Source organism: Alteromonas sp. 1_MG-2023 (assembly GCF_030547075.1).
Classification (GTDB): Bacteria; Pseudomonadota; Gammaproteobacteria; order Enterobacterales; family Alteromonadaceae; genus Alteromonas.
The window spans coordinates 1-24,695 of record NZ_JAUOQH010000014.1; the positions used below are offsets into that span (position 1 = coordinate 1).

Annotated in this window: 21 protein-coding genes; 10 read left to right on the forward strand and 11 right to left on the reverse strand. The window is 43.8% G+C overall.

The features are described 5' to 3' along the window. Nucleotides 1-136 precede the first annotated feature (136 nt). Entirely contained in the window at nucleotides 137-1,273 is a 1,137-nt protein-coding gene (locus Q4561_RS14565; protein WP_303461511.1) for a LysR family transcriptional regulator, read from the forward strand. 123 nt (nucleotides 1,274-1,396) lie between these two features. On the opposite strand, the gene Q4561_RS14570 is transcribed toward Q4561_RS14565, so the two are convergent. From Q4561_RS14570 to ampD, 7 genes are all read right to left on the reverse strand, one after another. Continuing rightward, the gene (locus Q4561_RS14570) at nucleotides 1,397-1,843 is read right to left on the reverse strand and encodes a hypothetical protein (protein ID WP_303461512.1); all 447 of its coding nucleotides are present in this window, start codon (nucleotides 1,841-1,843) and stop codon (nucleotides 1,397-1,399) included. Nucleotides 1,844-2,009: 166 nt separating this feature from the next. Then, the gene (lpdA, locus tag Q4561_RS14575) at nucleotides 2,010-3,431 is read right to left on the reverse strand and encodes a dihydrolipoyl dehydrogenase (RefSeq protein ID WP_303461514.1); all 1,422 of its coding nucleotides are present in this window, start codon (nucleotides 3,429-3,431) and stop codon (nucleotides 2,010-2,012) included. Nucleotides 3,432-3,559: 128 nt separating this feature from the next. Continuing rightward, complete coding sequence (gene aceF, locus Q4561_RS14580) at nucleotides 3,560-5,593, reverse strand: pyruvate dehydrogenase complex dihydrolipoyllysine-residue acetyltransferase (RefSeq protein WP_303461516.1); 2,034 nt, start codon at nucleotides 5,591-5,593, stop codon at nucleotides 3,560-3,562. Nucleotides 5,594-5,619: 26 nt separating this feature from the next. Then, nucleotides 5,620-8,295 carry a pyruvate dehydrogenase (acetyl-transferring), homodimeric type gene (aceE, locus tag Q4561_RS14585; protein WP_303461517.1) on the reverse strand — a complete coding sequence of 892 codons (2,676 nt, stop codon included), beginning with the start codon at nucleotides 8,293-8,295 and terminating at the stop codon, nucleotides 5,620-5,622. Between the two features lie 207 nt (nucleotides 8,296-8,502). After that, on the reverse strand, nucleotides 8,503-9,249 hold the full coding sequence (locus tag Q4561_RS14590) for a GntR family transcriptional regulator (protein WP_303461519.1): 747 nt from the start codon (nucleotides 9,247-9,249) through the stop codon (nucleotides 8,503-8,505). Nucleotides 9,250-9,581: 332 nt separating this feature from the next. Continuing rightward, entirely contained in the window at nucleotides 9,582-10,451 is an 870-nt protein-coding gene (gene ampE / locus Q4561_RS14595; protein ID WP_303461521.1) for a beta-lactamase regulator AmpE, read from the reverse strand. Between the two features lie 50 nt (nucleotides 10,452-10,501). Then, nucleotides 10,502-11,056 (reverse strand): 1,6-anhydro-N-acetylmuramyl-L-alanine amidase AmpD, encoded by a 555-nt coding sequence (gene ampD / locus Q4561_RS14600; RefSeq protein WP_303461522.1) that lies wholly within the window; start codon nucleotides 11,054-11,056, stop codon nucleotides 10,502-10,504. Between the two features lie 687 nt (nucleotides 11,057-11,743). On the opposite strand from ampD, the gene Q4561_RS14605 reads away from it, so the two are divergent. The 9 genes from Q4561_RS14605 to Q4561_RS14645 all read left to right on the forward strand — a co-directional run bounded on the left by Q4561_RS14605 (nucleotide 11,744) and on the right by Q4561_RS14645 (nucleotide 19,003). Beyond that, a complete protein-coding gene (locus tag Q4561_RS14605; protein WP_303461523.1) occupies nucleotides 11,744-12,274 on the forward strand; it encodes a TIGR02281 family clan AA aspartic protease in 531 nt (176 codons plus the stop codon). A 19-nt stretch (nucleotides 12,275-12,293) separates the two neighbouring features. Then, nucleotides 12,294-13,148, forward strand: a complete 855-nt coding sequence (gene nadC / locus Q4561_RS14610; protein ID WP_303461525.1) for a carboxylating nicotinate-nucleotide diphosphorylase — start codon at nucleotides 12,294-12,296, stop codon at nucleotides 13,146-13,148. Nucleotides 13,149-13,518: 370 nt separating this feature from the next. Continuing rightward, entirely contained in the window at nucleotides 13,519-13,935 is a 417-nt protein-coding gene (locus Q4561_RS14615) for a prepilin-type N-terminal cleavage/methylation domain-containing protein (RefSeq protein ID WP_303461527.1), read from the forward strand. Between the two features lie 66 nt (nucleotides 13,936-14,001). Continuing rightward, entirely contained in the window at nucleotides 14,002-15,210 is a 1,209-nt protein-coding gene (locus Q4561_RS14620) for a type II secretion system F family protein (RefSeq protein ID WP_303461528.1), read from the forward strand. Between the two features lie 110 nt (nucleotides 15,211-15,320). Beyond that, nucleotides 15,321-16,265 (forward strand): A24 family peptidase, encoded by a 945-nt coding sequence (locus Q4561_RS14625; RefSeq protein ID WP_303461530.1) that lies wholly within the window; start codon nucleotides 15,321-15,323, stop codon nucleotides 16,263-16,265. A 51-nt stretch (nucleotides 16,266-16,316) separates the two neighbouring features. Then, on the forward strand, nucleotides 16,317-16,955 hold the full coding sequence (gene coaE, locus Q4561_RS14630) for a dephospho-CoA kinase (RefSeq protein WP_303461532.1): 639 nt from the start codon (nucleotides 16,317-16,319) through the stop codon (nucleotides 16,953-16,955). A gap of 128 nt (nucleotides 16,956-17,083) precedes the next feature. Next, nucleotides 17,084-17,836, forward strand: coding sequence for a cell division protein ZapD (gene zapD / locus Q4561_RS14635; protein WP_303461534.1), 753 nt, complete (start codon nucleotides 17,084-17,086; stop codon nucleotides 17,834-17,836). 41 nt (nucleotides 17,837-17,877) lie between these two features. Beyond that, the gene (gene yacG / locus Q4561_RS14640) at nucleotides 17,878-18,105 is read left to right on the forward strand and encodes a DNA gyrase inhibitor YacG (protein ID WP_303461535.1); all 228 of its coding nucleotides are present in this window, start codon (nucleotides 17,878-17,880) and stop codon (nucleotides 18,103-18,105) included. Between the two features lie 10 nt (nucleotides 18,106-18,115). After that, the gene (locus tag Q4561_RS14645) at nucleotides 18,116-19,003 is read left to right on the forward strand and encodes an aspartoacylase (protein ID WP_303461537.1); all 888 of its coding nucleotides are present in this window, start codon (nucleotides 18,116-18,118) and stop codon (nucleotides 19,001-19,003) included. A gap of 256 nt (nucleotides 19,004-19,259) precedes the next feature. On the opposite strand, the gene mutT is transcribed toward Q4561_RS14645, so the two are convergent. The 4 genes from mutT to lpxC all read right to left on the reverse strand — a co-directional run bounded on the left by mutT (nucleotide 19,260) and on the right by lpxC (nucleotide 24,516). Further along, on the reverse strand, nucleotides 19,260-19,655 hold the full coding sequence (mutT, locus tag Q4561_RS14650; protein ID WP_303461539.1) for an 8-oxo-dGTP diphosphatase MutT: 396 nt from the start codon (nucleotides 19,653-19,655) through the stop codon (nucleotides 19,260-19,262). Beyond that, complete coding sequence (gene secA / locus Q4561_RS14655; protein WP_303461541.1) at nucleotides 19,655-22,372, reverse strand: preprotein translocase subunit SecA; 2,718 nt, start codon at nucleotides 22,370-22,372, stop codon at nucleotides 19,655-19,657. Before secA ends, mutT begins: the two co-directional genes overlap by 1 nt. A gap of 149 nt (nucleotides 22,373-22,521) precedes the next feature. After that, nucleotides 22,522-23,400, reverse strand: a complete 879-nt coding sequence (locus tag Q4561_RS14660; protein ID WP_303461543.1) for a M23 family metallopeptidase — start codon at nucleotides 23,398-23,400, stop codon at nucleotides 22,522-22,524. A gap of 204 nt (nucleotides 23,401-23,604) precedes the next feature. Beyond that, the gene (gene lpxC, locus Q4561_RS14665; protein WP_126873778.1) at nucleotides 23,605-24,516 is read right to left on the reverse strand and encodes a UDP-3-O-acyl-N-acetylglucosamine deacetylase; all 912 of its coding nucleotides are present in this window, start codon (nucleotides 24,514-24,516) and stop codon (nucleotides 23,605-23,607) included. Between the last annotated feature and the right edge of the window lie 179 nt (nucleotides 24,517-24,695).

A 24,695-nucleotide genomic window follows, 5' to 3' on the forward strand; every position in this document is an offset into this window, starting at 1 on the left:
CGCATGGATGCGATTGCACAGCGCCCATGGATGGGTTCACCGCGTGTTTACGGAGTATTTCCTTTCCTCGGCCTCACCTTGGCCTGGAACCTTGGGCACAGAAGCCGAACTAATTTACGAATAACGGGAGAGACTGATGCGTCCACATGATTTAAATTTATTGATGATATTTGATGCCATCATGACAGAGGGTGCGATTACCCGTGCTGCTGATAGATTGTCGATGACCCAACCAGCGGTATCGAACGCCCTTTCTCGCATGCGTACCGCATGGAAAGACGAGTTATTCGTAAAGGATGGCCGTGGTATTCAACCTACCTCGTTTGCCACCAACTTGTGGAGCCAAATTCAAGGCCCATTGGGACAACTTGAAGTTGCTGTCAGCCCGGCGGAATTTGACCCTGCTACGGCTAAGCGTACCTTCCGTATATCAGCCACTGATAGCATTGTTGCCATGGTGTGGGGGCCGCTTCGCAAAGTCATTGAAAATGAAGCGCCAGGCATTAACATTCACGCAATTCCCAGTTACGATTTAGGTACTGATAAGGTTTTAAAAGACGCAGAAGCTGAGCTGACCTTTTCTAAATATCATCAACCAGATGCTGTGATACGTACCGAGCACGTGTTAGATCCTAGTTGGGTAGTAGTGATGCGTCCCGACCATCCGCTAGCTAAAGCACAGCTTACTCTTGAAGACTTTATTGCCGCAGATCACCTGTTAGTGTCGGTAACAGGCGATGTTACCGGCCCTACCGATCAGGTATTGGCTAACATGGGGTTGAAACGCCGTATTGCCATGTCGGTCAATCAGTTCTACAACGCCACGCCGCTGTTAAAAGAAAGTAACTTGATATGCGTTGCACCTTCACTGGTTGTCGAGAAGGAAATCTTCTCAGGTGAGCTTGCGGTATTTGAAACGCCGATTGAAATAAAGAGCCTGCCAATGTCGGTAATGTGGCACAAACGCCAAGACTTAGATGCAGGGTTACAATGGTTACGTAAACTTGTCGTGAAGTTTATTCGCGAACGTGTTGAGCGACATGAAATGCTGCTATCTCAATGTTGCCGTAAAGCTTACTGTGCTGAAACCGTTAAGCGATTCTTGGCGCAGCGTAATATGGATAGCAGTGACTTTACGCCTTCCCATACTCAAAAGAATATCGACCAAATCGATGCGCGAGAAAATGCGAACACTACTGATGAACCTGAAGTAGCGAAAGTAATCGGTGTAAATAAGGTAGTGAATGATGAGAATAACAAAGTAACTGCGTAAACCAGCAAATGAGTAGCGTTAAAGCCGTCTTAAGCTTGTATTAACCCAAAATAGCGCACTCCATATAGGCCGAGACAGGGCCTCGTTTAGAGGCCTTAGAGCGGCTTATTCGTATTAAGAGGCTTACTTGTATTTACACCCTTTAGAGGCTAGCCAAGCCACCCCTGCTTTTTCATCTTCACAGAAGAAGTAGTCGATTTCTGCCGCTATATAAACGCGCTCAAATTGGCTACGAACCAGTGCAGGAATGTCAGCTTTAGTTGCTACTAAGGCGCACGCAGACATACCGTAAAGTTTTCTAAGTTTAATTGATTCTATTAGGGTGGCTTCTGCCGCTGGGGTTAAAATACCGGTACCTAAAACAAAGCCTAAAAAGCCCCATTTTTGTCCCTTCAAACTTAAAACGATGTCTTTAACATCATTATGATAATGCTTTAAAATTTCTTCACTTACTACACCCCGGCCATCTACACGTAACACATTGCCAATAAGCTCAATATCATATTCCGCGTGTTTCGTTTGTGCGTGAGAGGTGTTCTTACCGGTAATGTTGATGTTACTTGGAGCCATACTATCTCGTCTAAAATTAACTTCTAATACCCTGGTTGAAGAGTAGTAGCTAAATCGCGATTTAGCCAAATTAGCGGGTTAAATCAGCATTTAATTTAGTTTAATTTATTTAAACAAACAAAAAACCCGCCATGTGGCGGGTTTCAACGTTAACTAAGTCGTTAACTTACTTCTTTTTCTTTGCCTTAGCGTTAGGCAAATCGGTAATACTACCTTCGAAGATTTCAGACGCTAGGCCGATTGACTCGTTTAGCGTTGGGTGAGCGTGAATAGTTAATGCAACATCTTCAGCGTCTGCGCCCATTTCAACAGCAAGACCAATTTCGCCAAGCATTTCGCCAGCGTTTGTACCTACCATTGCGCCACCAAGTACACGACCGGTGTCTTTTTCGAAAATCATTTTAGTCATACCGTTAGTTGCATCAGAGGCAATAGCGCGACCTGAAGCAGCCCATGGGAATACGGCTGTTTCGTAGCTTAAACCTTGCTCTTTCGCTTCTTTCTCGGTAACACCAACCCAGGCAACTTCCGGCTCAGTGTACGCTACTGAAGGAATACCACGTGGGTCGAAGTAATGTTTCTGTCCGGCAATAACTTCAGCAGCAACATGACCTTCGTGAACTGCTTTATGCGCAAGCATAGGCTGGCCAACTAAGTCACCGATAGCGAAGATATGTTCAACGTTAGTACGCATTTGCTTATCAACGTTAATAAAGCCACGGTCGTCAACGTTAACACCAGCAGTGTCTGCGCCAACCATCTTACCGTTTGGACGACGTCCAACAGCAACTAATACTTTGTCGTAGCGTACTTGCTCTGAAGGTGCATTTTTACCTTCAAACGTTACATACAAGCCGTCTTCTTTTGCTTCAACCGCAGTTACTTTGGTTTCAAGCATGATGTTGAATTTTTCTTTATAGTCTTTCATGAAGACTTTCATGATGTCTTTATCAGCAGCTGGAATAAGCTGATCTAAAAATTCAACAACATCAATTTTTGAACCTAATGCTTCGTACACTGTACCCATTTCAAGGCCAATGATACCGCCACCAAGTACTAACATTTTCTCTGGAATATCTTTCATTTCCAAAGCGCCAGTAGAATCGATAATACGATCGTCTTCTGGAATAAACGGCAAGCTTACTGGCTCAGAGCCCGCTGCAATAATCGCTTTCTCAAAAGTAATAGTAGTAACCTCGTCACCATTTTTTACTTCAAGGGTATTAGCACCGGTAAATTTACCGTAACCTTTGACGTGCTTGGTTTTACGCATTTTAGACATGCCGCCAAGACCGTTTGTTAGCTGTTTAACAACGCTGTCTTTGTATTCACGAATTTTGTCTAGGTCGATTTTTGGCTCACCAAAAGTCACACCATGGCTAGCCAAGTGCTTCGCTTCTTTCATTACTTTCGCTACGTGAAGCAATGCTTTTGAAGGAATACAACCAACGTTAAGACATACGCCGCCTAGCACTTCACGTGAATCAACAATAACGGTTTCTATACCTAAGTCGGCAGCACGGAATGCTGCAGAGTAACCGCCAGGGCCGCCGCCCAGTACCACTAATTGCGTTTTAATTTCGCTCATTGTGAACCTCAATCCTATTTTTTGTTAGCTATCACCTTGTGCGTAATAGCATAACCTAAATACTGCCCCAAGGGCTTATAAAATCATCGAGAATGTTCATGATATAACAAACATTCTCGTATTTTTATTTAAAGTATAATTCTGCGCAAATCTGTTAAGTTTGCTGCCACTTCAGTAGAGAACCTTGCACCTACCGCACCATCGATAACACGATGATCGTACGACAAGCTTAATGGAACCATTAGGCGAGGTTCGAACTCGCTACCATTCCACTTCGGTTTCATATCAGACTTAGACACACCTAAGATAGCAACCTCTGGCGCGTTAACAATTGGCGTAAACGCTGTTCCACCAATTCCGCCTAAGCTAGAAATAGTGAACGTGCCGCCTTGCATGTCTGAAGACTTCAGTTTTCCATCACGGGCTTTCTTAGATGTTTCAATCAGCTCTTGAGACAACTGCTCAATACCTTTCTTGTTTACATCTTTGATAACAGGAACCACCAAACCACCAGGCGTTTCAACCGCAATACCAATGTTGATGAATTTCTTGATGATCAAGCTTTCACCATCTTCAGAAAGCGAAGAGTTGAATATTTCGTATTTCTCTAGCGCTTTAGCAACGGCTTTCATGATGAACACAAGTGGCGTAATTTTAAGGCCAGACTTGGTTTTCGCATGATAAGCGTTTTGTTCTTTACGGAACGCTTCTACGTCGGTGATATCAGCCTCATCAAACTGTGTTACATGAGGGATAGTCGCCCAGTTACGATGTAAGAACGGGCCAGAAATTTTCTGAATACGCGACAGCTTAACTTCTTCAACTTCACCAAACTTGCTGTGATCGACAGGTTTAACCGGCACAATTTGAAGCACGTTATCGCCCGCTGGCGCAGTTGCACTAGCAGCACTACCTTTAGGCTTAGCAAGCTCTGCTTTCACATAAGCCTGAACGTCTTCTTTAAGAATACGATTCTTAGGACCTGTTCCGTTAACAAGGGTAAGGTCTACACCAAACTCTCTCGCTACGCGGCGCACTGAAGGTGAAGCGTGAGCTTTACCATTGCCTTTAGGCTCTGGCGCTTCTTGTGCTGGTACAGGTGACTTATTTTGCGCTGCTGGCTTTTCAGCCGCTTTTGGCTTTTCAGGCGCCGATTCCGCTTTCTTCGGCGCAGGGGCATCGCTACTTGCTGAACCGCCACTTCCGGCAGTTTCTAGCTTGATGACTAGCGTGCCTTGCTTAACTTTATCACCGGCTTTAATGAATACTTCTTTTACTGTACCCGCATGGGTAGAAGGCACATCCATTGTCGCTTTATCGGTTTCTAAGGTAATCAGACCATCTTCTTTCTCAATGGTGTCACCTACAGAAACTAATACGTCGATAACGTCTACTTCGCCGTCTTCGCCAATATCAGGTACTTCAACTTCTACTACATCACCGGCTGCTTTCTCTGAAGATTGCTCTGAAGCTGCTTCGTCAGAAGAAGAGTCAGCCGCAGGTGCCGCTTTTTCAGAACTTGATTCAGCAGGCGCATCGCTGCTAGCTGCTTCACCACTTCCAGCGGTTTCTAGTTTAATTACTAGCGTACCTTCTTTCACTTTGTCGCCCGTACTGATGAACACTTCTTTCACCGTACCTGCGTGAGTAGAAGGCACATCCATAGTGGCTTTATCAGTTTCTAGCGTAATAAGCCCATCTTCTTTCTCGATGGTATCGCCTACAGAAACCAATACGTCAATAACGTCTACTTCTCCGTCATCACCAATATCAGGAACCGCAACTTCTATCACTTCACCGCCACCAGATGATGCTGGTGCCGCTTCTGATTTGCTTTCTTCTTTTGGTGCTTCTTTCGGCTCTTCTGGTGCAGACGCTTCTTCAGCTGGCTCTTCTTTCTCTTGTGAAGCAGCTTCTTCGCCACCTGCTTTTTTCATTTCGCCGATAACATCGCCTTCTTTAATCTTGTCGCCAACAGCAACAGACAAGCTAACGATCTCACCTTCAAACGGTGCAGGAATGTCCATAGACGCTTTGTCACTTTCTACGGTAACAACGCCTTCATCTGCATCAATGGTGTCGCCTACGGCAACACATAGCTCGATAACTTCAACCTCGTCACCGCCTACATCGGGTACGATAATCTTTTGAATATCTGACATATGTAAAATACCTTATCTGCCTGCGGCTACGCGTAAAGTGGGTTTAGTTTTTCAACGTTAATATCAAAACGTTTAATCGCTTCGGCAACATCTTTCTTATCGAACTCACCGCGTTGCGCCAATTCGTACAATGAAGCCACTACAATGTATGCAGCATTAACTTCAAAGTGAGTACGCAAGTTTTCACGGCTATCACTTCTACCAAAGCCATCAGTACCTAGGCAGCGGTAATCAGTATCGATAAATGCACGAACCTGATCAGAGTAGTTCTTCACGTAATCGGTAGCAGAAATAGCAGGACCTGCATCTTTCGTGATTACCTGACCAACGTAAGCTGTTTTCTGATCGGCTTCTGGGTTTAACATGTTCCAGCGCGCCACTTCTTGACCTTCGCGAGCCAATTCGTTGAACGAGGTTACCGAGTAAACGTCTGAAGAAACGTTGTAATCGTCACAAAGAATTTGTGCCGCTTTACGTACTTCATTCAAGATAGTTCCCGAGCCCATTAACTGTACATTGGTCTTGGTCTTCTTGTTTTCAACTCGTTCAAGCTTATAAATACCTTTAATGATTTGATCTGCTACGTCATCACCTTCAGGCATAGCTGGGTGTTGGTAGTTCTCGTTCATCAATGTTAGGTAATAGAATACGTTTTCGTTATTGCCATACATGCGGCGTAAACCGTCTTGTACAATAACAGCCACTTCGTATCCGTAAGTTGGGTCGTAAGTTACACAGTTCGGAATAAGGTTCGCTTGAACATGTGAATGACCATCTTGGTGCTGTAGGCCTTCACCATTCAATGTGGTTCTACCTGCAGTAGCACCTAACAAGAACCCTCTTGCTTGGCTATCGCCTGCAGCCCATGCCAAATCGCCAACACGTTGGAAACCAAACATTGAGTAGTAGATGTAGAACGGAATAGTCGTAGCGTTACACGTTGAGTAAGACGTACCCGATGCAACCCACGATGCCATAGCACCTAATTCGTTAATCCCTTCCTGCAATACCTGGCCTTTCTTATCTTCACGATAGTAAGCTACTTGGTCTGCATCTTGTGGAACGTACTTTTGGCCTTCGTTAGCATAAATGCCCACTTGGCGGAAAAGCCCTTCCATACCGAAGGTACGTGCTTCATCAGGAATAATTGGCACAATACGCTTACCAATTTTCTTGTCTTTCAATAACGCGTTAAGTACACGAACAAAAGTCATAGTAGACGATACTGAACGATCGCCAGAACCTTTCAAGATTGCATCGAATGCTTTTAATTCAGGTACTTCAAGTTGCTCTTCAGCTTGTTCTCTACGAGAAGGTAAGTAACCACCTAATGACTCGCGACGCTCTCGCAAGTACTTCATTTCTTCACTGTCTTCAGGGAATTTGAAGTAAGGTAGTTCTTCAATTTTTTCATCAGCGATTGGAATGTTGAAACGATCGCGGAATACTTTAAGTGAATCTGCATCCATCTTCTTCACGTTATGCGCAATGTTCAAGGCTTCACCAGAAGCACCTAAACCAAAGCCTTTAACGGTTTTAGCAAGAATGACCGTTGGACGACCTTTGGTATCTTTCGCTTTTTGATAAGCAGCAAATACTTTAACTGGATCGTGTCCACCACGGTTCAAGCGCCAGATGTCATCATCAGACATGTTCGCTACAAGTGCAGCCGTTTCTGGGTACTTGTTGAAGAAGTTTTCGCGCGTGTATTTACCACCTTTCGCTTTACAGTTCTGGTATTCGCCGTCAACGGTTTCGCCCATTAACTGAATGAGTTTGCCTGATTTATCTCGGGCAAGGAGCTCATCCCAGTAACTGCCCCAAATAACTTTAACCACTTCCCAGCCTGCACCGCGGAATGTGCCTTCAAGTTCTTGGATAATTTTGCCGTTACCACGTACCGGGCCATCTAGGCGCTGTAGGTTACAGTTGATAACGAAAGTTAGGTTATCTAGGCCTTCACGTGACGCAAGACCGATAGCACCTAATGATTCAGGCTCATCACACTCACCGTCACCCATGTAGCAGTATACGCGCTGTTCAGAACAGTCTTTGATACCACGGTTCGTTAGGTACTTAAGGAAACGTGCAGTATAGATGGCTTGAAGTGGACCTAAGCCCATCGATACTGTTGGGAACTGCCAGTAATCTTTCATCAAATGGGGGTGTGGGTATGAAGACAAGCCTTCACCAGCACACTCTTGACGGAAGTTGTTTAGCTGATCTTCAGAAAGGTTACCTTCAATAAAAGAACGAGCATAAATACCTGGAGAGATATGGCCTTGAGCAAAAATAAAGTCGCCGCCAGCGTTTTCTGTAGGCGCTTTAAAGAAGTGGTTAAAACCAACATCATAGAGCATGGCCGATGATGCAAAACTACCAATGTGACCACCAAGCTCTAAGTCTTTCTTAGAAGCTCGTAATACAATCATCAATGCATTCCAACGAATGGCAGCACGGATACGTGCTTCAATCGTAAGGTCGCCAGGCATTTTTGGCTCTTGCGCTGAAGGAATTGTATTGATGTACGCTGTGGTGGCGTCGTACGGTAAATGCGCTCCGCTACGACGAGCCTTATCAATAAGTTTCTCGAGTAGATAATGGGCGCGTTCTACACCTTCCTCTTCTAAAACAGATTCAAGAGCGTCAATCCACTCTTTAGTTTCTTGAGGATCTACATCTTGGTGCATCATATCTGTCATGGTGCCATCCTATTTTTGCTTTATATATAGAGAATTCTTCCTTCGACTTATTTATCAAAAGAAGAAAGACCAAATTACGTTGTACTCGCTGTGACCCTTACTGGCTCACCTGTGCTTTCTTGCATGTCGCATACAGTAGCTAAAATTCTCTTTAAGCCTCTGCTTATATAAACACGCCTAATAAAACTGGGTAAATAAGTAGGCGTATTAAATTTCTAATCGTCGTAACGCACGCTGAACACGTGTGTCACGCTGATTTATAGTTAATAATGTTTTTTCAATAAACGCTAGATGCGTATTACATGCTTGCCGTGCTGCTTCAGGGTCGCGCGCAGCAATAGCTTCTACAATTTCTCGTCTTTGACGCGCAATATCGGCCACCGCTTCGGGATGTGCCGCTAACATGTCAAAGTTACGCTCTATGTTTTCCACCAACATGGTTTGCATGGTGCTCATTACATGTAGAAGCACCATGTTATGGGATGCTCTTGCCATAATAATGTAAAACTTTCCAAGCGCTTCAGCCTGCTCTCGCTTACTTTCTTCAGGTGCTGGCGTAGGTAATTCGTTTAGCGCACTTTTAAGGGCTTCGTAATCTTCAGGCTGCCCACGAAGCGCTGCGTAATACGCTGCCATTCCCTCTAGGGCATGACGAAATTCTAATAAGTCGAACTGGGTTTCAGGGCGCTTGCTTACTAATGCCATGAGTGGATCTTTTAACGCTGAGTTAAGGTTTCGGTTCACAAATGTGCCGCCACCTTGTTTACGCTCAACTAATCCTCGCGCCTGTAAATTACCAATAGCTTCTCGTAACGAAGGCCGCGACACTTCAAATTGAATCGCCAGTTCACGCTCTGGAGGCAATTTCTGCCCTGCCAATAAGCTACCGTCCAATATCATGGACTCAAGCTGCTCGGTGATAACATCGGCAAGTTTTTTTCGCTGCTGACGCATGCGTGACTATATTCCCTTTCGTTACTGATATGGCTACCTAGTTTTGCGACTATTTTGTAAACAAGTAAGGTCTACAGTCACAATTGGTAATACCATTTTACCTATACAGTTTAAGATAGATTGAAACCGAGGTAAATACTCTCAAGCATAGCAAACTTGTAAGGAGTTGCTGGTTGTTAAGCTTTATTGTTGAATTTGTTGCAAAAATTTAGCGAAGACCCACTGGTCTGATGAGGTGTAGTGTCGAGGTAATAAGACGTGAAACTGCTGATCTATAAATGAAAAATTTATAGACCAGGAGTGATTGGTCACTTTCTTGTTAATAAAAATGATTAGGCAAGGGTGCCAATAACGGTAAGTACAGAGGTGATAACAAGCAGAAAAATAACATTACGTTTTGCTAACTTGACCAGCACTTTAGGCTCTACAGCGGCGTTCTCTGACTGGGCTTCACGCTCTTCTGTGGTCAACATTTCAGCTTTAGAAGAAACGCGGGTTAATAAATCGTAGGCTGAAATATTTAAAGAAAGGCCATCTTTAAGCCATTCAGGCAATGCACGAGAGAAATGCCCCATCATTAACATGCCAAATGCGGTAATACGTACGGGTATAAAATCTAGTGCGTACATTAGTTTGCCCGCTGCCATCGCCAAAGGATGTTGCGATGCACAAAAGTGTTCGGTTGCACTTCTACTGAAACAGTAAAATACAGCGCCGGGGGCACCAAATGCAATAAACCACAACATTACCGCGGCATAATGCTGATAGTTAAGCCAAGTTAGGTGCTGACCAAAGCTTTTTCCTTCTGCCATGGCGGTACCGTCACTGGCTCGCTTACTGCCACAATGCCCTAGTTGGTCTGTGTACATGCTGCAAGCTTGTAAATCCCCTCGGTCTGCCGCATTTAAAAAGCATTTATAAGTGGCCCGCAATACAGGGCAACCTATACATAAAAACAGAATGATACTTTGCTCAATAAAGGTAAGAAAAGCGCCGAGCAGCCAATGTTCAACTAGCCCTATAATTAGCGCTGGTAGTAACATATATATATAGAAGGCAACTGATGAGGTATCTTCTTCTAGCCATTTGCGCTCAGAAAGCCAGTTTTGATAGGCAACGGCATAACGTTCGATGTGCCATACCGGTGTTTTAGTAATGAGCCGTTCAAGACTTAATACCAGCAGTAAACTCATTAGTATCATGTTTGTTTCCTAACGTTAATTTGCAGAGCTGCCATTCAGCTACTATCTAGCTACTTTTCGGCTACTATACCGCTCCCCTTTAGCGACTGTCTAAAGCGAGGCCAATCAAACGCTACGCCTGGGTCGGTTTTACGGCCTGGTGCAATATCGTTATGGCCTACTATGCGCCCAAGCGTAATATTTGGGTATTCTTGCAGTATAAACTGGCTCAATTGTGTGAGTTGTTTATATTGAGCATCAGTATATGGCAGCGTATCGGTACCTTCTAATTCAATACCAATAGTAAAGTCGTTGCAACGTGAGCGACCTTGAAACGACGATAACCCTGCATGCCACGCCCGCTTATTAAAGGGCACGAATTGTTCTACCTCGCCCGTGCGATAAATAACACAATGGGCAGACACTCTTATGCCTGCTATTTCTTTATAAAACGGATGCTCATCAGGGTTTAACGTACCGGTAAACAATTCGCGAATGCCAGATGTACCAAACTGTGAGGGGGGTAACGAAATATTGTGAATGACCAACACACTCACATCGGTTTCGTCGGGCCGGTCATCATAATGTGGGCAATCAATTAGCGTCGCGGGCTCGTATAACACCATATAATTTGAAAGTTCGTTACGTTGTTTTCGTTAATAACAGTGTGACACCAGCTGCCCACAGGCACAAGCTCGCAAGCGTACGATTCAGCATCGAGGGGGATAGCAGTAAGCCAGCATCCATTTAAAACACGCCGTAAACCCATCCATGGGGGCTCTGTGCAGCTCCCTGCTGCACAAGGTTTTAAATGGATGCGGGCTGACTGCTTTGACAAATGGCTATCTGATTAGGACTCATACTAACGTTTTGCGTGAAAGGTGAGTTTAGGGGTAAAGCACGCCGTGAATCCATCCATGGAGGCTCGGCTGCAGCATCCATGCTGCAGACGACTTTATCCACAAACTCACCTTACACTTAATAGATCGCTAATAATTTTGAAAATAGAAAAAAGTGCAGCTCTATGCTGCACAAGGTTTTAAATGGATACTGGCTGACTAATTTGAGGAGTGTCTAGTCGATTGGGACACATATCAATGTTTTGAAAGAAATCGCGCAGACTGCTTTCCCACTAAACTCATCTTACACTTATATAGATTGCTAGTATTTGTAGAAAACAGAAAGAAGTACTGCTCCCTGCTGCGCTAGGTTTAACTGGGTACGAACTTCATTAATTAGACCGATACATTTATATATGGTCAAAAAGTAGGTATAAGAAAGACGGTATAAAGAGAACGATAAAAAGAAGTGGGATGTTTTATATGAGTGAAGATGATTCTGTAGGCGAGAGTTCTGCGGGTAAGTATATGGTGGTGCTGGCGTGGATTTGCGGGTTTGGCCTGCTGGTTTATGTTTTTTCTGGCTTACTCGACAAACAAGTTAACCCTAACAGCGAACCTCAGTCACAACGTATTGGTTCGCAAACTGAAGTGCGGTTAAAGCAGAATCGGGCTGGGCACTATGTTACTTCTGGTTATATAAATGGCGAAGAAGTGGTGTTTTTGGTAGATACCGGTGCTACCGATGTTTCTATACCTGCCCATCTAGCCCAGCGACTTAAACTGCAAGCGGGTCGTAAAGCTTTCGCGAATACCGCTAATGGTACGGTTACTGTGGCTGAGTCTTCTATTAATACCCTTCGCATTGGCGACATTGTATTAAACAACGTTAGAGCAAACTTAAACCCCGGTATGCAAAGTGAGCATATCTTGCTTGGAATGAGTGTTTTACGGCAATTAGAGTTTACTCAGCGCGGAGATTGGTTAATATTGCGTACCCTTTAATGCTAAAACAGCGATCATCATGATATCACCAGACATTAACGCCATTCGCGAACAAGTTTCCCTTGCGCTTATTGAAGATTTAGGTGGCGAGCTTAACCCTAATAACGACATTACTGCGAACCTAATAGACGAAAGCGAAAGTGCGACCGCTATTATTATTACCCGCGAGCCTTGTGTTATATGCGGCGTAGCATGGGTTGAGCAAGCGTTTGGGTTAATTGATGATAGCGTGAAATTAGAATGGCACGTTAAAGATGGCGATACTGTGGCTGCAGATGCCAAACTGCTTACGTTAACAGGATCGGCTCGCGCTATTCTCACTGCCGAACGTGTAGCACTTAATTTTTTGCAAACCCTTTCTGCAACTGCCACCGTTACTGCAAGTTACGCAAAACTGTTAGCAGGCAGCAATACAAAAATTCTTGATACCCGCAAAACCCTACCTGGTCTTCGCATGGCACAAAAGTATGCAGTACATTGTGGCGGCGGGCAAAATCATCGTATCGGTTTGTTTGATGCGTTCTTAATAAAAGAAAATCACATATTCTCCTGTGGCAGTATCGAAAAAGCGATAACCCGAGCCAAAGCGATGAAGCCGGGCAAACCTGTTGAAGTAGAGGTTGAAAGCCTTGAAGAGTTGCAACAGGCCCTATCGGCTGGGGCTGACATTGTTATGTTGGATAACTTTACCAACGAACAGATCCAAAAGGCAGTAGCGCTTACCCAAGGGCAATGTAAACTAGAAGTGTCAGGTAACATTACCGATGAGCGGTTATCGTCGCTAGCAACACTGGGTGTAGATTATATTTCATCTGGTGCGTTAACCAAGAATGTAAAGGCTATTGATTTGTCGCTAAGAGTTAGTTTAGCGTAGATAAGTTGACGACGACTTTAATAGGTATTAAAAACTGTATTTAATGCGTATTGAATACAGTAATTAATAGTGGTGCAGCCTTAATTTCGTATAGACGTATTTTATCTACATTTATAATACTTAGTTTATTATACATACATAATGAGTTGCGATTTTATACCAAAGTTCAACAACATAGGTCTGCACAGAAGTGGTTGGACGTGTCATACTTAATAAAGTCAGACATAGGTATTTTTCTGCATACTTGTCACTGGCCGATTAATTTATATACTTAGATTCAAGTACCAGGGCGTTTAAGGACGACTCGGGTATAAACGTCAATTTTAATTACTTTTTAACTTTACGTGATATACACGTCCCGGAGAAAACCATGATGAACATGAAAAACAAAAACCAAAAAGGTTTCACCCTAATCGAACTAATGATCGTTGTTGCCATTATCGGTATCTTGGCTGCAATCGCATTACCTGCTTATCAGACTTATACTGTAAAATCTAAGTTTACTGAAGTAGTGATGGCTACAACTGCCTTCAAAACTGCTTATGAAGTAGGCGCTCAGACCGGAGAGTTTGCAACAAAAGCTGCAGCTGAGCCTGGTGTTGGTGGCTTACCACAAAATTTGGGAGCTAAAGGTAGAGTTGCTTCAGTTGAGATTAAAGGCGGCGTTATAACTGCGACAGGTACAACTGAAGTGGATGATTACACCTACATCCTAACTCCAGACGGTGTAGACGCTCCAATTCAGTGGACTAAATCCGGTACATGTGTAGCTGCAGGAGTGTGCTAACGAGCGATCGTTTCATCTAGGGGAAGTGCAGGTGCACTTCCCTTTTTTATTTAAGGAAGGATATCTGTGAAGGCTGTAATAGTTTACGAATGGCAAGGTAAAGATGGGCATGGTACTAGTCGCAAAGGTGAAATTTCAGCGACTAACCTTAAAGAAGCGAAAATGCAGCTTCGTAAACAAGGAGTTTCAGTCCGTAAAGTCAAAAAACAACAAAAATCGTTATTCGGTCGTGGCGGTCAAAAAATCACCGCTGCAGACATTTCAGTATTTTCTCGTCAAATTGCCACCATGTTAGCCGCCGGTGTTACCCTTATTCAATCCTTGGACATGATCTCCCAAGGTCATGCTAAAGCATCGATGCGAAAACTACTCGGCGAAATCACCAATGAAGTACGCTCAGGTAATCCGTTATCGAACTCATTGCGTAAACATCCAGATTATTTCGATGACTTATACTGCGACTTGGTTTATACCGGTGAGCAATCTGGTGCCCTTGAAACCATTTACGACCGTATCGCCACTTATAAAGAAAAAGCAGAAGCGCTAAAGTCAAAAATTAAAAAGGCGATGTTTTACCCTATTGCGGTAGTCGTGGTTGCATTCATTGTTACCACTATCTTGTTAGTATTCGTTGTTCCCCAATTCGAGGAGATTTTTAGTAGCTTTGGGGCTGAGTTACCGGCATTTACATTATTGGTACTTGCCATCTCAAACTTTGTACAAGGTTACGGTATTTATATTGGTATAGCCATGGCGGCGGCAGGTTATCTTTTTATGCGGGCTCACAAGAAAAGTCAGAGTTTTCGCGACAAAGTGGATAGGGCTGTGCTTAAAATTCCCGTTATTGGTGAAATTCTTAAAAAGGCCAGTATAGCGCGCTTTACTCGTACACTTGCTACTACCTTTGCCGCAGGTGTGCCCCTAATTGGTGCGCTCGAATCTTCAGCAGGCGCATCAGGAAATGCAGTGTATAGAGAAGCCATCATGTTTATGCGAAAAGAAGTAGCAGGCGGAACACCTATGAACACAGCAATGCGTGCTACTAATGTATTCCCTGACATGGTGACCCAAATGGTCGCTATTGGTGAGGAGTCAGGCTCTGTAGACGCAATGCTAAGTAAAATAGCCACCATATATGAATCAGAAGTTGACGATATGGTTGATGGCTTAACCAGTCTTTTAGAGCCTATGATAATGGCTGTGCTAGGTGTTGTTATTGGGGGGCTTATTATTGCTATGTACCTTCCCATATTCGAAATGGGTAATGTGGTATAAGCGATAAGCGTTAAAGAAACCTATATGTTCATGTACACATTATAATTAGGCTTGCCCCGTGCAGGCCTTTTTTGCATTATTAATTCAAAGAATAAAGAGAACACTATCTTATGGAAGCGATGTTGCTTACCGCCGAACTTTACCCTTGGCTATTCTACCTGTTTGTTTTTGTTATCAGTTTAATGGTGGGCAGCTTTCTTAATGTGGTGATTCATCGCTTGCCGATTATGATGGAAAACAGTTGGAAGCAAGAATACGCTAGTTATTTTGATGATACAGGCAGTGATAGTGGCAGCGAGACTGGCAACGATTCAGCACATACAACCAACCAAAATTCAGAATCTGTAGATAACCAGCATACTCAAGAAACCTTCAACTTAGCCAAGCCAGATAGCACCTGCCCTTGTTGCGGCCATAAAATTCGTGCGTGGGAAAACATTCCTATTATTAGTTATCTGTTTCTTCGCGGAAAGTGCTCGGGATGCAAAGCCCCTATTTCTATTCGCTACCCCTTAGTAGAGTTGTTTACTGCCCTTACTTGTACTTTCGCGGCCTATTATTTTGGCCCCACACCACAAGCAATTTGGGCGATAGTTTTTACCTATATTCTTATCGCGCTCATTTTTATCGATTTGGATAAAATGCTACTTCCGGATCAGCTTACCCTCCCCTTGCTATGGTTAGGTTTAATTCTTAGCACCCAATCTATTTTTGTAGGGCCTGTAGATGCCATTATTGGTGCGGCAGCGGGATATTTAAGTTTATGGTCGGTGTATTGGCTATTCAAAATAGTCACTGGCAAGGAAGGTATGGGCTATGGTGACTTTAAGATATTAGCGGCAATGGGGGCATTTACTGGCTGGCAAGGCTTACCGGTTATTATATTACTCTCTTCCGTTGTGGGTGCGATTGCAGGTGTTGCTTTGATGGTATTCCAAAACAAAGGAAAGTCACTGGCAATACCCTTTGGGCCTTATTTGGCTGTTGCAGGTTGGATAACCTTGTTTTATAAAGACACGATTATCTCCCACTATCTAGAATGGGCGCTGCATTAATTGCATTGGCGGTATTGATTGTATTAAATGCAGTAACAACAGGTGAAGGGCATGACGATTAAAAACAATAACACCAAAATCGTGGTTGGTCTTACTGGCGGAATAGGCAGCGGTAAGTCTGCCGCTACCGCCGAGTTTGCTAAGTTAGGTATCGATATTATCGATGCCGATGAAGTGGCAAGAGAAGTAGTTGTTCCTGGCAGCGAAGGGCTCACTAAAATAACCGAGCATTTTGGGCCAGCCATTTTATTAGAAAACGGCACATTAAACCGTGCAGCCTTGCGTGAACAAGTTTTCAATAATGGTGAAGCAAAGCAGTGGCTCAACCAATTGCTGCACCCGCTTATTCGCAAAACTATGCTTCAACAAATAGCGGACGCTACAAGCGGCTATTGCATTTTGTCGGTTCCATTATTAATAGAAGGCAACCTTGCTGAGCTTTGCGATTATATTATTGTGGTAGATTGCCCCGAATCCATGCAACTTGAACGGGCCATGCAGCGTGATGGCAGTAGCCAACAAATTATTGAAAGTATTATGGCCTCGCAAGCTACCCGAGCCGAAAGACTAGCCGCCGCCGATGATGTTATCGATAATAGTAAAACCCTTGAAAGCCTTAACGAGCAAGTACGTGCTCTAAACGGCAAGTACACCAGTAAATACACTGCAAAAATTGAAAATTCTGAGTAAATTCGCTTTTACTGCAACTTTTCCCCTCAAAACACGTCAAAAGTTTAATTGATTATTAAAGTAAGCTTGGCTTAGTGCGATTCATGCATTAGGCTTTAGGGTTAAGTCTATGTGTTTTAAGGATATCCATGAGCGAAGCTGTATTCGAATTTCCCCTAAAGGAAAAAGTGCGTAACTATCTGCGCGTAGAGCAGCTTCTTGGGCAGTTAAAAAGCACAGCGAAATCTGACAGTGTCCCCCTGCAAATGGTGTTCTTTGAGCAGCTATTTGAGCTGCTTGATTTAATTGAGCGGTTAGATTTGCGCTCAGACATGAATAAAGATTTAGACGCCCACGAAAAAAACCTTGTGTACTGGTCGCAACATCCCAAAATAGATAGTGCCGCATTAGAGCAAGCGTTAAAAACCATTGTAAACCTTAAGCAAAAACTTAAAACCGATCGCCGCTTTGGCAGTGCGCTAAAAGAAGATAAGTTGTTATCAGCAATTAGGCAACGCTTTGCTATTCCAGGTGGCGCTTGTAGCTTTGACTTGCCCAATCTCCATTTTTGGCTTCAACAACCTGCTGAGGTTCGCCAACAAGAAATTGGTCAATGGCTTGAAACCTTGAGTTTATTAGACGACACCATAGCGGTAAGTTTGTCGTTTATTCGTGAACGCGGGCAATTTAAAATGGTTACCGCAGACAATGGTTTTTACCAAGGTGCCGCTGAAGATAAAAACGAACTTATCCGCATAAAATGTCGCGTTGATGAAGGTTACTACCCTACCCTAAGTGGCAATAAATACCGCTATGCCCTGCGCTTTTTGTGGTTTTCTCCTGATGAAGGTCAAAACGCGTCTGTTGAATCTAATATTCAGTTTAAACTAGCAGCCTGTTAAACTACGCCTATCAAAAACCTAATCTGCCACTGGAGTAATTCATGGTTGTAAATTGCCCGATTTGTGCAAAATCGGTTACTTGGAATAGTGAAAGCGAATTCCGCCCTTTTTGCAGTAAAAAGTGCCAACTTATTGATTTAGGCGAATGGGCGTCGGAAGAGAGAAAAATTGCTGCAAAGCCGTCTGAACAACCTTCCGCTAAAGAAGTAGACATTGAAGAAATTGAAGCAATGCTAGCCAAACAGTCTGACGACTTTTTCAAACACTAATAGGAAAGTTATGATTAACAAAATTGCGTTGGTTGGTGGAACACATGGAAACGAAACCAGTGGTATTCAACTTATTCATAACTGGCAATCTTCAGGGTTTTCTGACGAGCTAGCATCGCGATTTTCATCATTAGATGTATCACTTACTATTGCAAACCCAGACGCCCTTAGCGCCCACGTACGGTTTGTAGAAGAAGACTTAAACCGTCAGTTCACCCTTGAAGGGTTGGATAAGCCGAGTAACGAGAGTACAGCCAAAGAAGCCAAGCTGGCCAAACAGCTTAACCAGAAATTTGGCCCAAAAGGTGATTCTGGCACCGACTTGGTAATAGATATTCACAACACCACCAGTAACATGGGTGCTACACTAATTATATTAGAGGCTGATGATTTTCATGTTCAGCTTGCTCGATTTGTTAAGCATAATATGCCTGAAGCGAATATTCTCTTGGAAGACGAAAAACCGTATTTAGAGCACGGTTATTTGTGTACCATGGGTAAGCGTGGAGTGATGATTGAAGTAGGCGGTCAACCTCAAGGTGTATTGCGAGAAGACGTTTATTTGCTTACCCAAACCATGGCTGAGGTGATCCTTGATTTTTGCCAAGCTTACAATACTGATAGTCTTGAGCAATATCCTGAGTGCGAAGTGTTCAGATTAGGGGAAAACATCAAATTCCCCCTTAATGAACAAGGTAAACGTACAGCGATGATCCACCATGCATTGCAAGATAACGATTTTGCCCCGCTTATTCCTGGCGCACCTATGTTTCGCACCTTTGATGGTAAAGATATTGAGTGGCAAGAAGCACAAGAAACCTATCCTCACTTCATTAACGAAGCGGCTTATCACAAGCTTGATGTGGCCTTCGCCACGGCGACTAGGATCATGCTTTAATAGTTCATGTTTTAATAGAGCGCGCTAATAGTTCACGCTGTAAGTCATACAATGTGCTCCACCAAACGGTTGCTTATAGATATTCACGCTGAGGGAATGCCAGCAGCAGGCAATATATCAAAGGCATAAAATGTACAAAAAAAGGGCGGTCTATTTAAATAGACTGCCCTTTGTGTTTTTGTTTGAAAGCTACTTTGCTAAGGCTTGTGCTTATGGCTCTTGATTTCCGCTTAAGACTCTTGATTTCCGCTTAAGACTACTTCGAATACTTTTTTCGAAGCGCATCGATAATAGCCACATTGGCTGCTGGAAATTCACTAGCTTCTAACGCAGTTATTTCAACCCAGCGAGTTTGTTGGTTTTCCTTACCTTCAGGTTCACCGTCAAACGCACTCACAGCATGCACATCAAGCTTAACTAGCTTATCGCCATAATCATGCTCTATTACCAGCAAAGGCTCGCTAGCTTGCGCTAGAATGCCAATTTCTTCCTGTAACTCTCGGCGCAATGCATCAAGTACGGTTTCGTTAGCTTCCACTTTACCGCCGGGAAATTCCCACTTGCCGCCTTGATGGGCGTTATCAGCCCGTAGGCTGATAAACACTTGTGTGCCGCGAAGTACTACCCCCACGGCAACATGCACAAGTTTCATTAGCTTAATTTACCGTGGCACTGTTTGTACTTTTTACCTGAACCACAAGGGCAAGGGTCATTACGGCCAACTTTAGGGCCATCACGCACTTCGGTACGTACCTTATCGCTTGCCGCTTCTGGTGGAGCAGATGCTTCTGCAGCGTCTTCATGCTCAAACTGCTTAGGCACGTTATCCGCTTGGCGACGTTGCTCTTCTACTTTCTCAACATCTTCTTCCGCTTGTACTTTCACACGTGAAAGAATGGTAATAACTTCAACTTTCAGCGCTTCTAACATTTGCGAGAACAAGGTAAACGATTCACGCTTATATTCTTGCTTCGGATTCTTCTGCGCATAGCTGCGTAGTCCAATACCTTGGCGAAGGTGATCCATTGCAGCCAAATGCTCTTTCCAATGGCTGTCTAGGTTTTGTAGCATGACTGCTTTTTCAAACTGACGCAGAACCTGCTCACCCACTACCGTTTCTTTTTCTTTATAACTAGCAACTACTTCACCGTGAATACGCTCACGTAGCTTTTCTTCATAAAGCTTATCGTCAGTCTCTAGCCAGTTTTGAATAGGCAAGTCTACGGCGAAGTCAGCGCGTAAACGCTCTTCTAATCCTTTAACGTCCCACATTTCTTCCAGTGACTGTGGTGGAATATATTCATCAACCACACCGCTTACTACGTCTTCACGGATAACCGCGATAGTTTCGCTAATGTCGCCTTCATCAAGCAACTCATTGCGTTGCTCGTAAATCACTTTACGTTGATCGTTTGCTACGTCATCGTATTCAAGTAGTTGCTTACGAATATCGAAGTTACGCCCTTCCACTTTACGCTGGGCATTCTCGATAGCCCGGGTTACCCAAGGGTGTTCAATGGCTTCGCCTTTTTCCATCCCTAAGCGCTTCATCATGTTGCCCATTTTTTCAGAGGCAAATATACGCATTAGGGCATCATCAAGTGACAAGTAAAAACGGCTTGAGCCTGGATCGCCCTGACGACCTGAACGACCGCGCAGCTGGTTATCGATACGACGAGATTCATGACGTTCAGTACCGATAATATGTAAGCCGCCTGATTCTAATACTGCATCGTGACGCACTTTCCACTCGGCTTTAATCTTATCGATTTGCGCTTGAGTAGGGTTTTCGATTTTTTCGATTTCTGCTTGCCAGTTACCACCAAGCACAATATCCGTACCACGACCAGCCATGTTAGTAGCAATAGTTACCGCACTAGGTTTACCGGCTTGAGCAACAATGTCAGCTTCGTGTTCGTGGAACTTAGCGTTAAGTACTTTATGAGGAATTTTGCTTTTCTTCAAAACACGAGACAGCAACTCAGAGTTTTCAATCGATACCGTACCTACCAAGGTAGGCTGGCCGCGCTCAACACACGCTTTGATATCTTCTACGATAGCATCGTATTTTTCTTCTGCCGTTAAATAGATAAGGTCGGCCTTATCTTTACGCTGCATAGGTTTGTTGGTTGGTAATACAACGGTTTCTAGGCTGTAGATATGCTGGAATTCAAACGCTTCAGTATCAGCAGTACCTGTCATACCCGATAATTTGTTGTACAAACGGAAATAGTTCTGGAAGGTAATAGACGCCAGAGTTTGGTTCTCGTTTTGAATCTTCACACCTTCTTTCGCTTCTACAGCTTGGTGTAAACCTTCAGACCAACGACGACCTTCCATTGTACGGCCGGTATGTTCATCAACAATAACAATTTGGTCTTCTTTAACGATGTAATCTACATCTTTCGAGAACAGTTTATGAGCACGAAGGGCAGCGTTAATGTGGTGAAGTAATGAAATATTACCCGCAGCAAATAATGATTCGCCTTCTGGTAATACGCCAGCACGATGCAAAATTTCTTCTACATGCCCCTGGCCACGTTCTGTTAAGTGAATCTGTTTCGCTTTAAGGTCGATAGTGTAATCACCGTCGCCCTCTTGACCTTCTTCATCTTCTTTTTCTTGCTGAACTAATTCAGGGATAACCAAGTTGATACGACGATAAAGCTCAGAACTATCTTCTGCTTGGCCTGAAATAATAAGCGGGGTACGGGCTTCGTCAATTAATATTGAATCTACTTCATCCACTACTGCAAAGTTAAGTGGGCGCTGTACGCGGTCTTGCGGGCTAAACGCCATGTTGTCACGCAAGTAATCGAAACCGAATTCGTTATTCGTGCCGTAGGTAACATCAGCTTGATAAGCGTCACGTTTTTGATCGTGTGCCATACCAGGTACGTTACAACCTACGCGCATACCAAGGAAAGTGAATAACTGGTTAGCCCATTCAGCATCACGTTTAGCAAGGTAATCGTTCACAGTAATAACGTGAACCCCTTTGCCCGACAACGCATTTAAATAGGTAGGTAAGGTAGCGGTAAGGGTTTTACCTTCACCGGTACGCATTTCTGAAATTTTGCCTTCGTGTAACACTTGGCCGCCCAGCATTTGCACGTCGAAATGGCGCATACCGTAAACACGTTTACTTGCCTCACGTACGGTAGCAAAAGCTTCGTACATGAGATCTTCAAGGCTTTCGCCTTTTTCAATTCGTTGTTTAAACTCAGCAGTCTTTGCTTTTAACGCCTCATCAGAAAGCTGTTCATACTCGGCTTCCAGCGCATTGATGGCATCTACATTTTTTTGTAATTTTTTTAATAGACGGTCGTTTCGGCTACCGAACATTTTTCTAAGGATGCTTGAAAACATTAGCTTGTTATTTCCACTACTTGTCGAGACGCCGCACGGTAAGAGCACAGCTGCGATTAAACGTAAAAGACACTATCGTTAACGATAATGCCAAGCGATTACTAATTGTTGCGTAAGCTGAATGCTTACTTACCTGGCTGCTGCCGTGTTTATTTTTTATAAACGTATGGCAGAGGATCGATTTGCTTACCGTTTCTTATTATTTCGTAGTGAACATGAACGCCCGTAGAGCGCCCTGTATTGCCCATTTTGGCGATAGGTTGACCTTTCGTCACCACATCACCTATTGATACAGATAACGTGTCGTTGTGCCCATAACGGGTAACGAAACCATCACCATGTTCAATTTCTACTAGATGCCCGTAACCGCTGCGCTCGCCCGCCCAGGTAACAATACCTGCAGCAGTAGCTAAAACGTCATTACCCGCTTTACCAGCGAAATCTAAGCCTTTATGCATGGCTGTTTCACCAGTGAAGGGGTCGGCGCGCATACCATAATAAGAAGACAACCATCCCGATGCTATCGGTTGACCAGATAATTGACTCTGCTCATGGATATGGTGACCCCTCACCAAACTTTCAAGCATAGAAAGCTGCTGAGATTTTACATCGAGAGATTGCTGGAGCTTATTAATCTCACTGAGTAAGGGATCATCTTGGAGGTTGTCCGGTATCGATACAGGTACAAAAGCGTCCAGGTCAGCCGCTGTCATACCTAATTCTGTTGCTATCTGCTTTCCTTTATCATCGAGCATAGACGCTTGTGCTGAAAGCTCGGCAATATGGGAAATCAGAGTTTGTAATTTAATGGTGGTCTGCTGTTTAAGTGCTTCAACGTCTTGTTGCGTTTCATTCACTTCAGATTGTGCAAGGCGAACCCTAGCCACATCTTCAGACACAGATTCTGTGGAACGACTAGACACTAACATAAATATCGACGACAACACGGTCGCGCTCACCAGTGTACGTACACTGATGCTATGACGATAGCGTTTGTTCTTGCCTGATAGCGTTATTGTTAGCTTCATACCACAAATAGGAAATTTCTGTCGTGCTCAGGGAACTCTCAATTGCTGTTTGCAAACAAACATAGGCGCGGCTGAAGCCGAACTGAAACGTAAAGGAGCTATGACACGCTAATTATAATTATATAGATTGCTTACTTTATCATTGTTTAGTCTAAAAGCTAAACGAAAAAAAGCCGCCATGTAGGCGGCTTTTCAGATACTGATTTACGCTAATACTGGTTGAGCGTAACGTATAGGTGCTTCGTCTTGAGAATCGTAAGTTATAAATTCCCAGCAGTCTTTTTGCGCAAGCACTGCATTCAATAATTTGTTATTCAGTCCATGGCCTGTTTTATACGCGCGCAATTCGCCAATAAGGCTATGCCCACCCAGGTACAAATCACCAATAGCATCTAGAATTTTATGTTTCAAAAATTCGTCGTCGTAGCGTAAGCCTTCAGGGTTTAATACGCGGAACTCATCAAGAGCAACCGCATTTTCCATGCTGCCACCTAATGCTAAGTTGTTAGCATTCATATATTCAAGGTCGCGCATAAAACCGAAAGTACGTGCACGGCTTACTTCGTTCACATAAGAACATGAATCGAAATCCATGGTCATATGTTGACGAGTTTGGCTGATAACTGGGTGATCGAAGTCAATTTGGAAGTCGACACGAAAGCCATCATAAGGCACTAATTCGGCCCACTTATCGCCATCTTCAACGCGAACGGTTTTCTTAATACGGATAAAGCGCTTAAGGGCGTTCAACTCTTCTATTCCTGCAGATTGAAGCAAGAATACGAAGGGGCTCGCACTACCATCCATAATAGGCAGCTCGTTGCTATCAACTTCAACAATGATGTTGTCGATACCAAGCCCTGCAAGCGCAGATGCCAAATGCTCAACGGTTTGAATAGTCACACCGTCTTCATTATTCAAACAGGTACACAGCATGGTATTACCCACCGCGTTTGCGCGCGACGGAATATCAACATGAGGTTCAAGGTCAACACGCCTAAACACAATTCCCGTGTTTGCAGGCGCAGGCCGGAGAGTCATTGTGACCTTTTCCCCTTTATGTAGCCCAATTCCGGTTTCTTGCACCGGGTGCTTGATTGTACGTTGTCTAATCATCTGCTTATGCTTTTACCTATAAAAAAAGCGGTCGCGAATTATAGTGACTTACCACTTGTTTGTCAAAAAATACGCAATTTGGACCATTCGCTAATCCAAAAATTTACGCGCAAGAAGCCATACTGTCGTTTTTGCCGGGAATAAACCGGCGCAAAAACTACCAGACAGATAGTACCCTT

What these genes read in the sequence shown, in the direction of transcription:
- Q4561_RS14565 (WP_303461511.1), top strand. Translation starts at nt 137, where the DNA reads ATGCGTCCACATGATTTAAATTTATTGATGATATTTGATGCCATCATG.
- Q4561_RS14570 (WP_303461512.1), bottom strand. Translation starts at nt 1,843, where the DNA reads ATGGCTCCAAGTAACATCAACATTACCGGTAAGAACACCTCTCACGCA.
- lpdA (WP_303461514.1), bottom strand. Translation starts at nt 3,431, where the DNA reads ATGAGCGAAATTAAAACGCAATTAGTGGTACTGGGCGGCGGCCCTGGC.
- aceF (WP_303461516.1), bottom strand. Translation starts at nt 5,593, where the DNA reads ATGTCAGATATTCAAAAGATTATCGTACCCGATGTAGGCGGTGACGAG.
- aceE (WP_303461517.1), bottom strand. Translation starts at nt 8,295, where the DNA reads ATGACAGATATGATGCACCAAGATGTAGATCCTCAAGAAACTAAAGAG.
- Q4561_RS14590 (WP_303461519.1), bottom strand. Translation starts at nt 9,249, where the DNA reads ATGCGTCAGCAGCGAAAAAAACTTGCCGATGTTATCACCGAGCAGCTT.
- ampE (WP_303461521.1), bottom strand. Translation starts at nt 10,451, where the DNA reads ATGATACTAATGAGTTTACTGCTGGTATTAAGTCTTGAACGGCTCATT.
- ampD (WP_303461522.1), bottom strand. Translation starts at nt 11,056, where the DNA reads ATGGTGTTATACGAGCCCGCGACGCTAATTGATTGCCCACATTATGAT.
- Q4561_RS14605 (WP_303461523.1), top strand. Translation starts at nt 11,744, where the DNA reads ATGTTTTATATGAGTGAAGATGATTCTGTAGGCGAGAGTTCTGCGGGT.
- nadC (WP_303461525.1), top strand. Translation starts at nt 12,294, where the DNA reads ATGATATCACCAGACATTAACGCCATTCGCGAACAAGTTTCCCTTGCG.
- Q4561_RS14615 (WP_303461527.1), top strand. Translation starts at nt 13,519, where the DNA reads ATGATGAACATGAAAAACAAAAACCAAAAAGGTTTCACCCTAATCGAA.
- Q4561_RS14625 (WP_303461530.1), top strand. Translation starts at nt 15,321, where the DNA reads ATGGAAGCGATGTTGCTTACCGCCGAACTTTACCCTTGGCTATTCTAC.
- coaE (WP_303461532.1), top strand. Translation starts at nt 16,317, where the DNA reads ATGACGATTAAAAACAATAACACCAAAATCGTGGTTGGTCTTACTGGC.
- zapD (WP_303461534.1), top strand. Translation starts at nt 17,084, where the DNA reads ATGAGCGAAGCTGTATTCGAATTTCCCCTAAAGGAAAAAGTGCGTAAC.
- yacG (WP_303461535.1), top strand. Translation starts at nt 17,878, where the DNA reads ATGGTTGTAAATTGCCCGATTTGTGCAAAATCGGTTACTTGGAATAGT.
- Q4561_RS14645 (WP_303461537.1), top strand. Translation starts at nt 18,116, where the DNA reads ATGATTAACAAAATTGCGTTGGTTGGTGGAACACATGGAAACGAAACC.
- mutT (WP_303461539.1), bottom strand. Translation starts at nt 19,655, where the DNA reads ATGAAACTTGTGCATGTTGCCGTGGGGGTAGTACTTCGCGGCACACAA.
- secA (WP_303461541.1), bottom strand. Translation starts at nt 22,372, where the DNA reads ATGTTTTCAAGCATCCTTAGAAAAATGTTCGGTAGCCGAAACGACCGT.
- Q4561_RS14660 (WP_303461543.1), bottom strand. Translation starts at nt 23,400, where the DNA reads ATGAAGCTAACAATAACGCTATCAGGCAAGAACAAACGCTATCGTCAT.
- lpxC (WP_126873778.1), bottom strand. Translation starts at nt 24,516, where the DNA reads ATGATTAGACAACGTACAATCAAGCACCCGGTGCAAGAAACCGGAATT.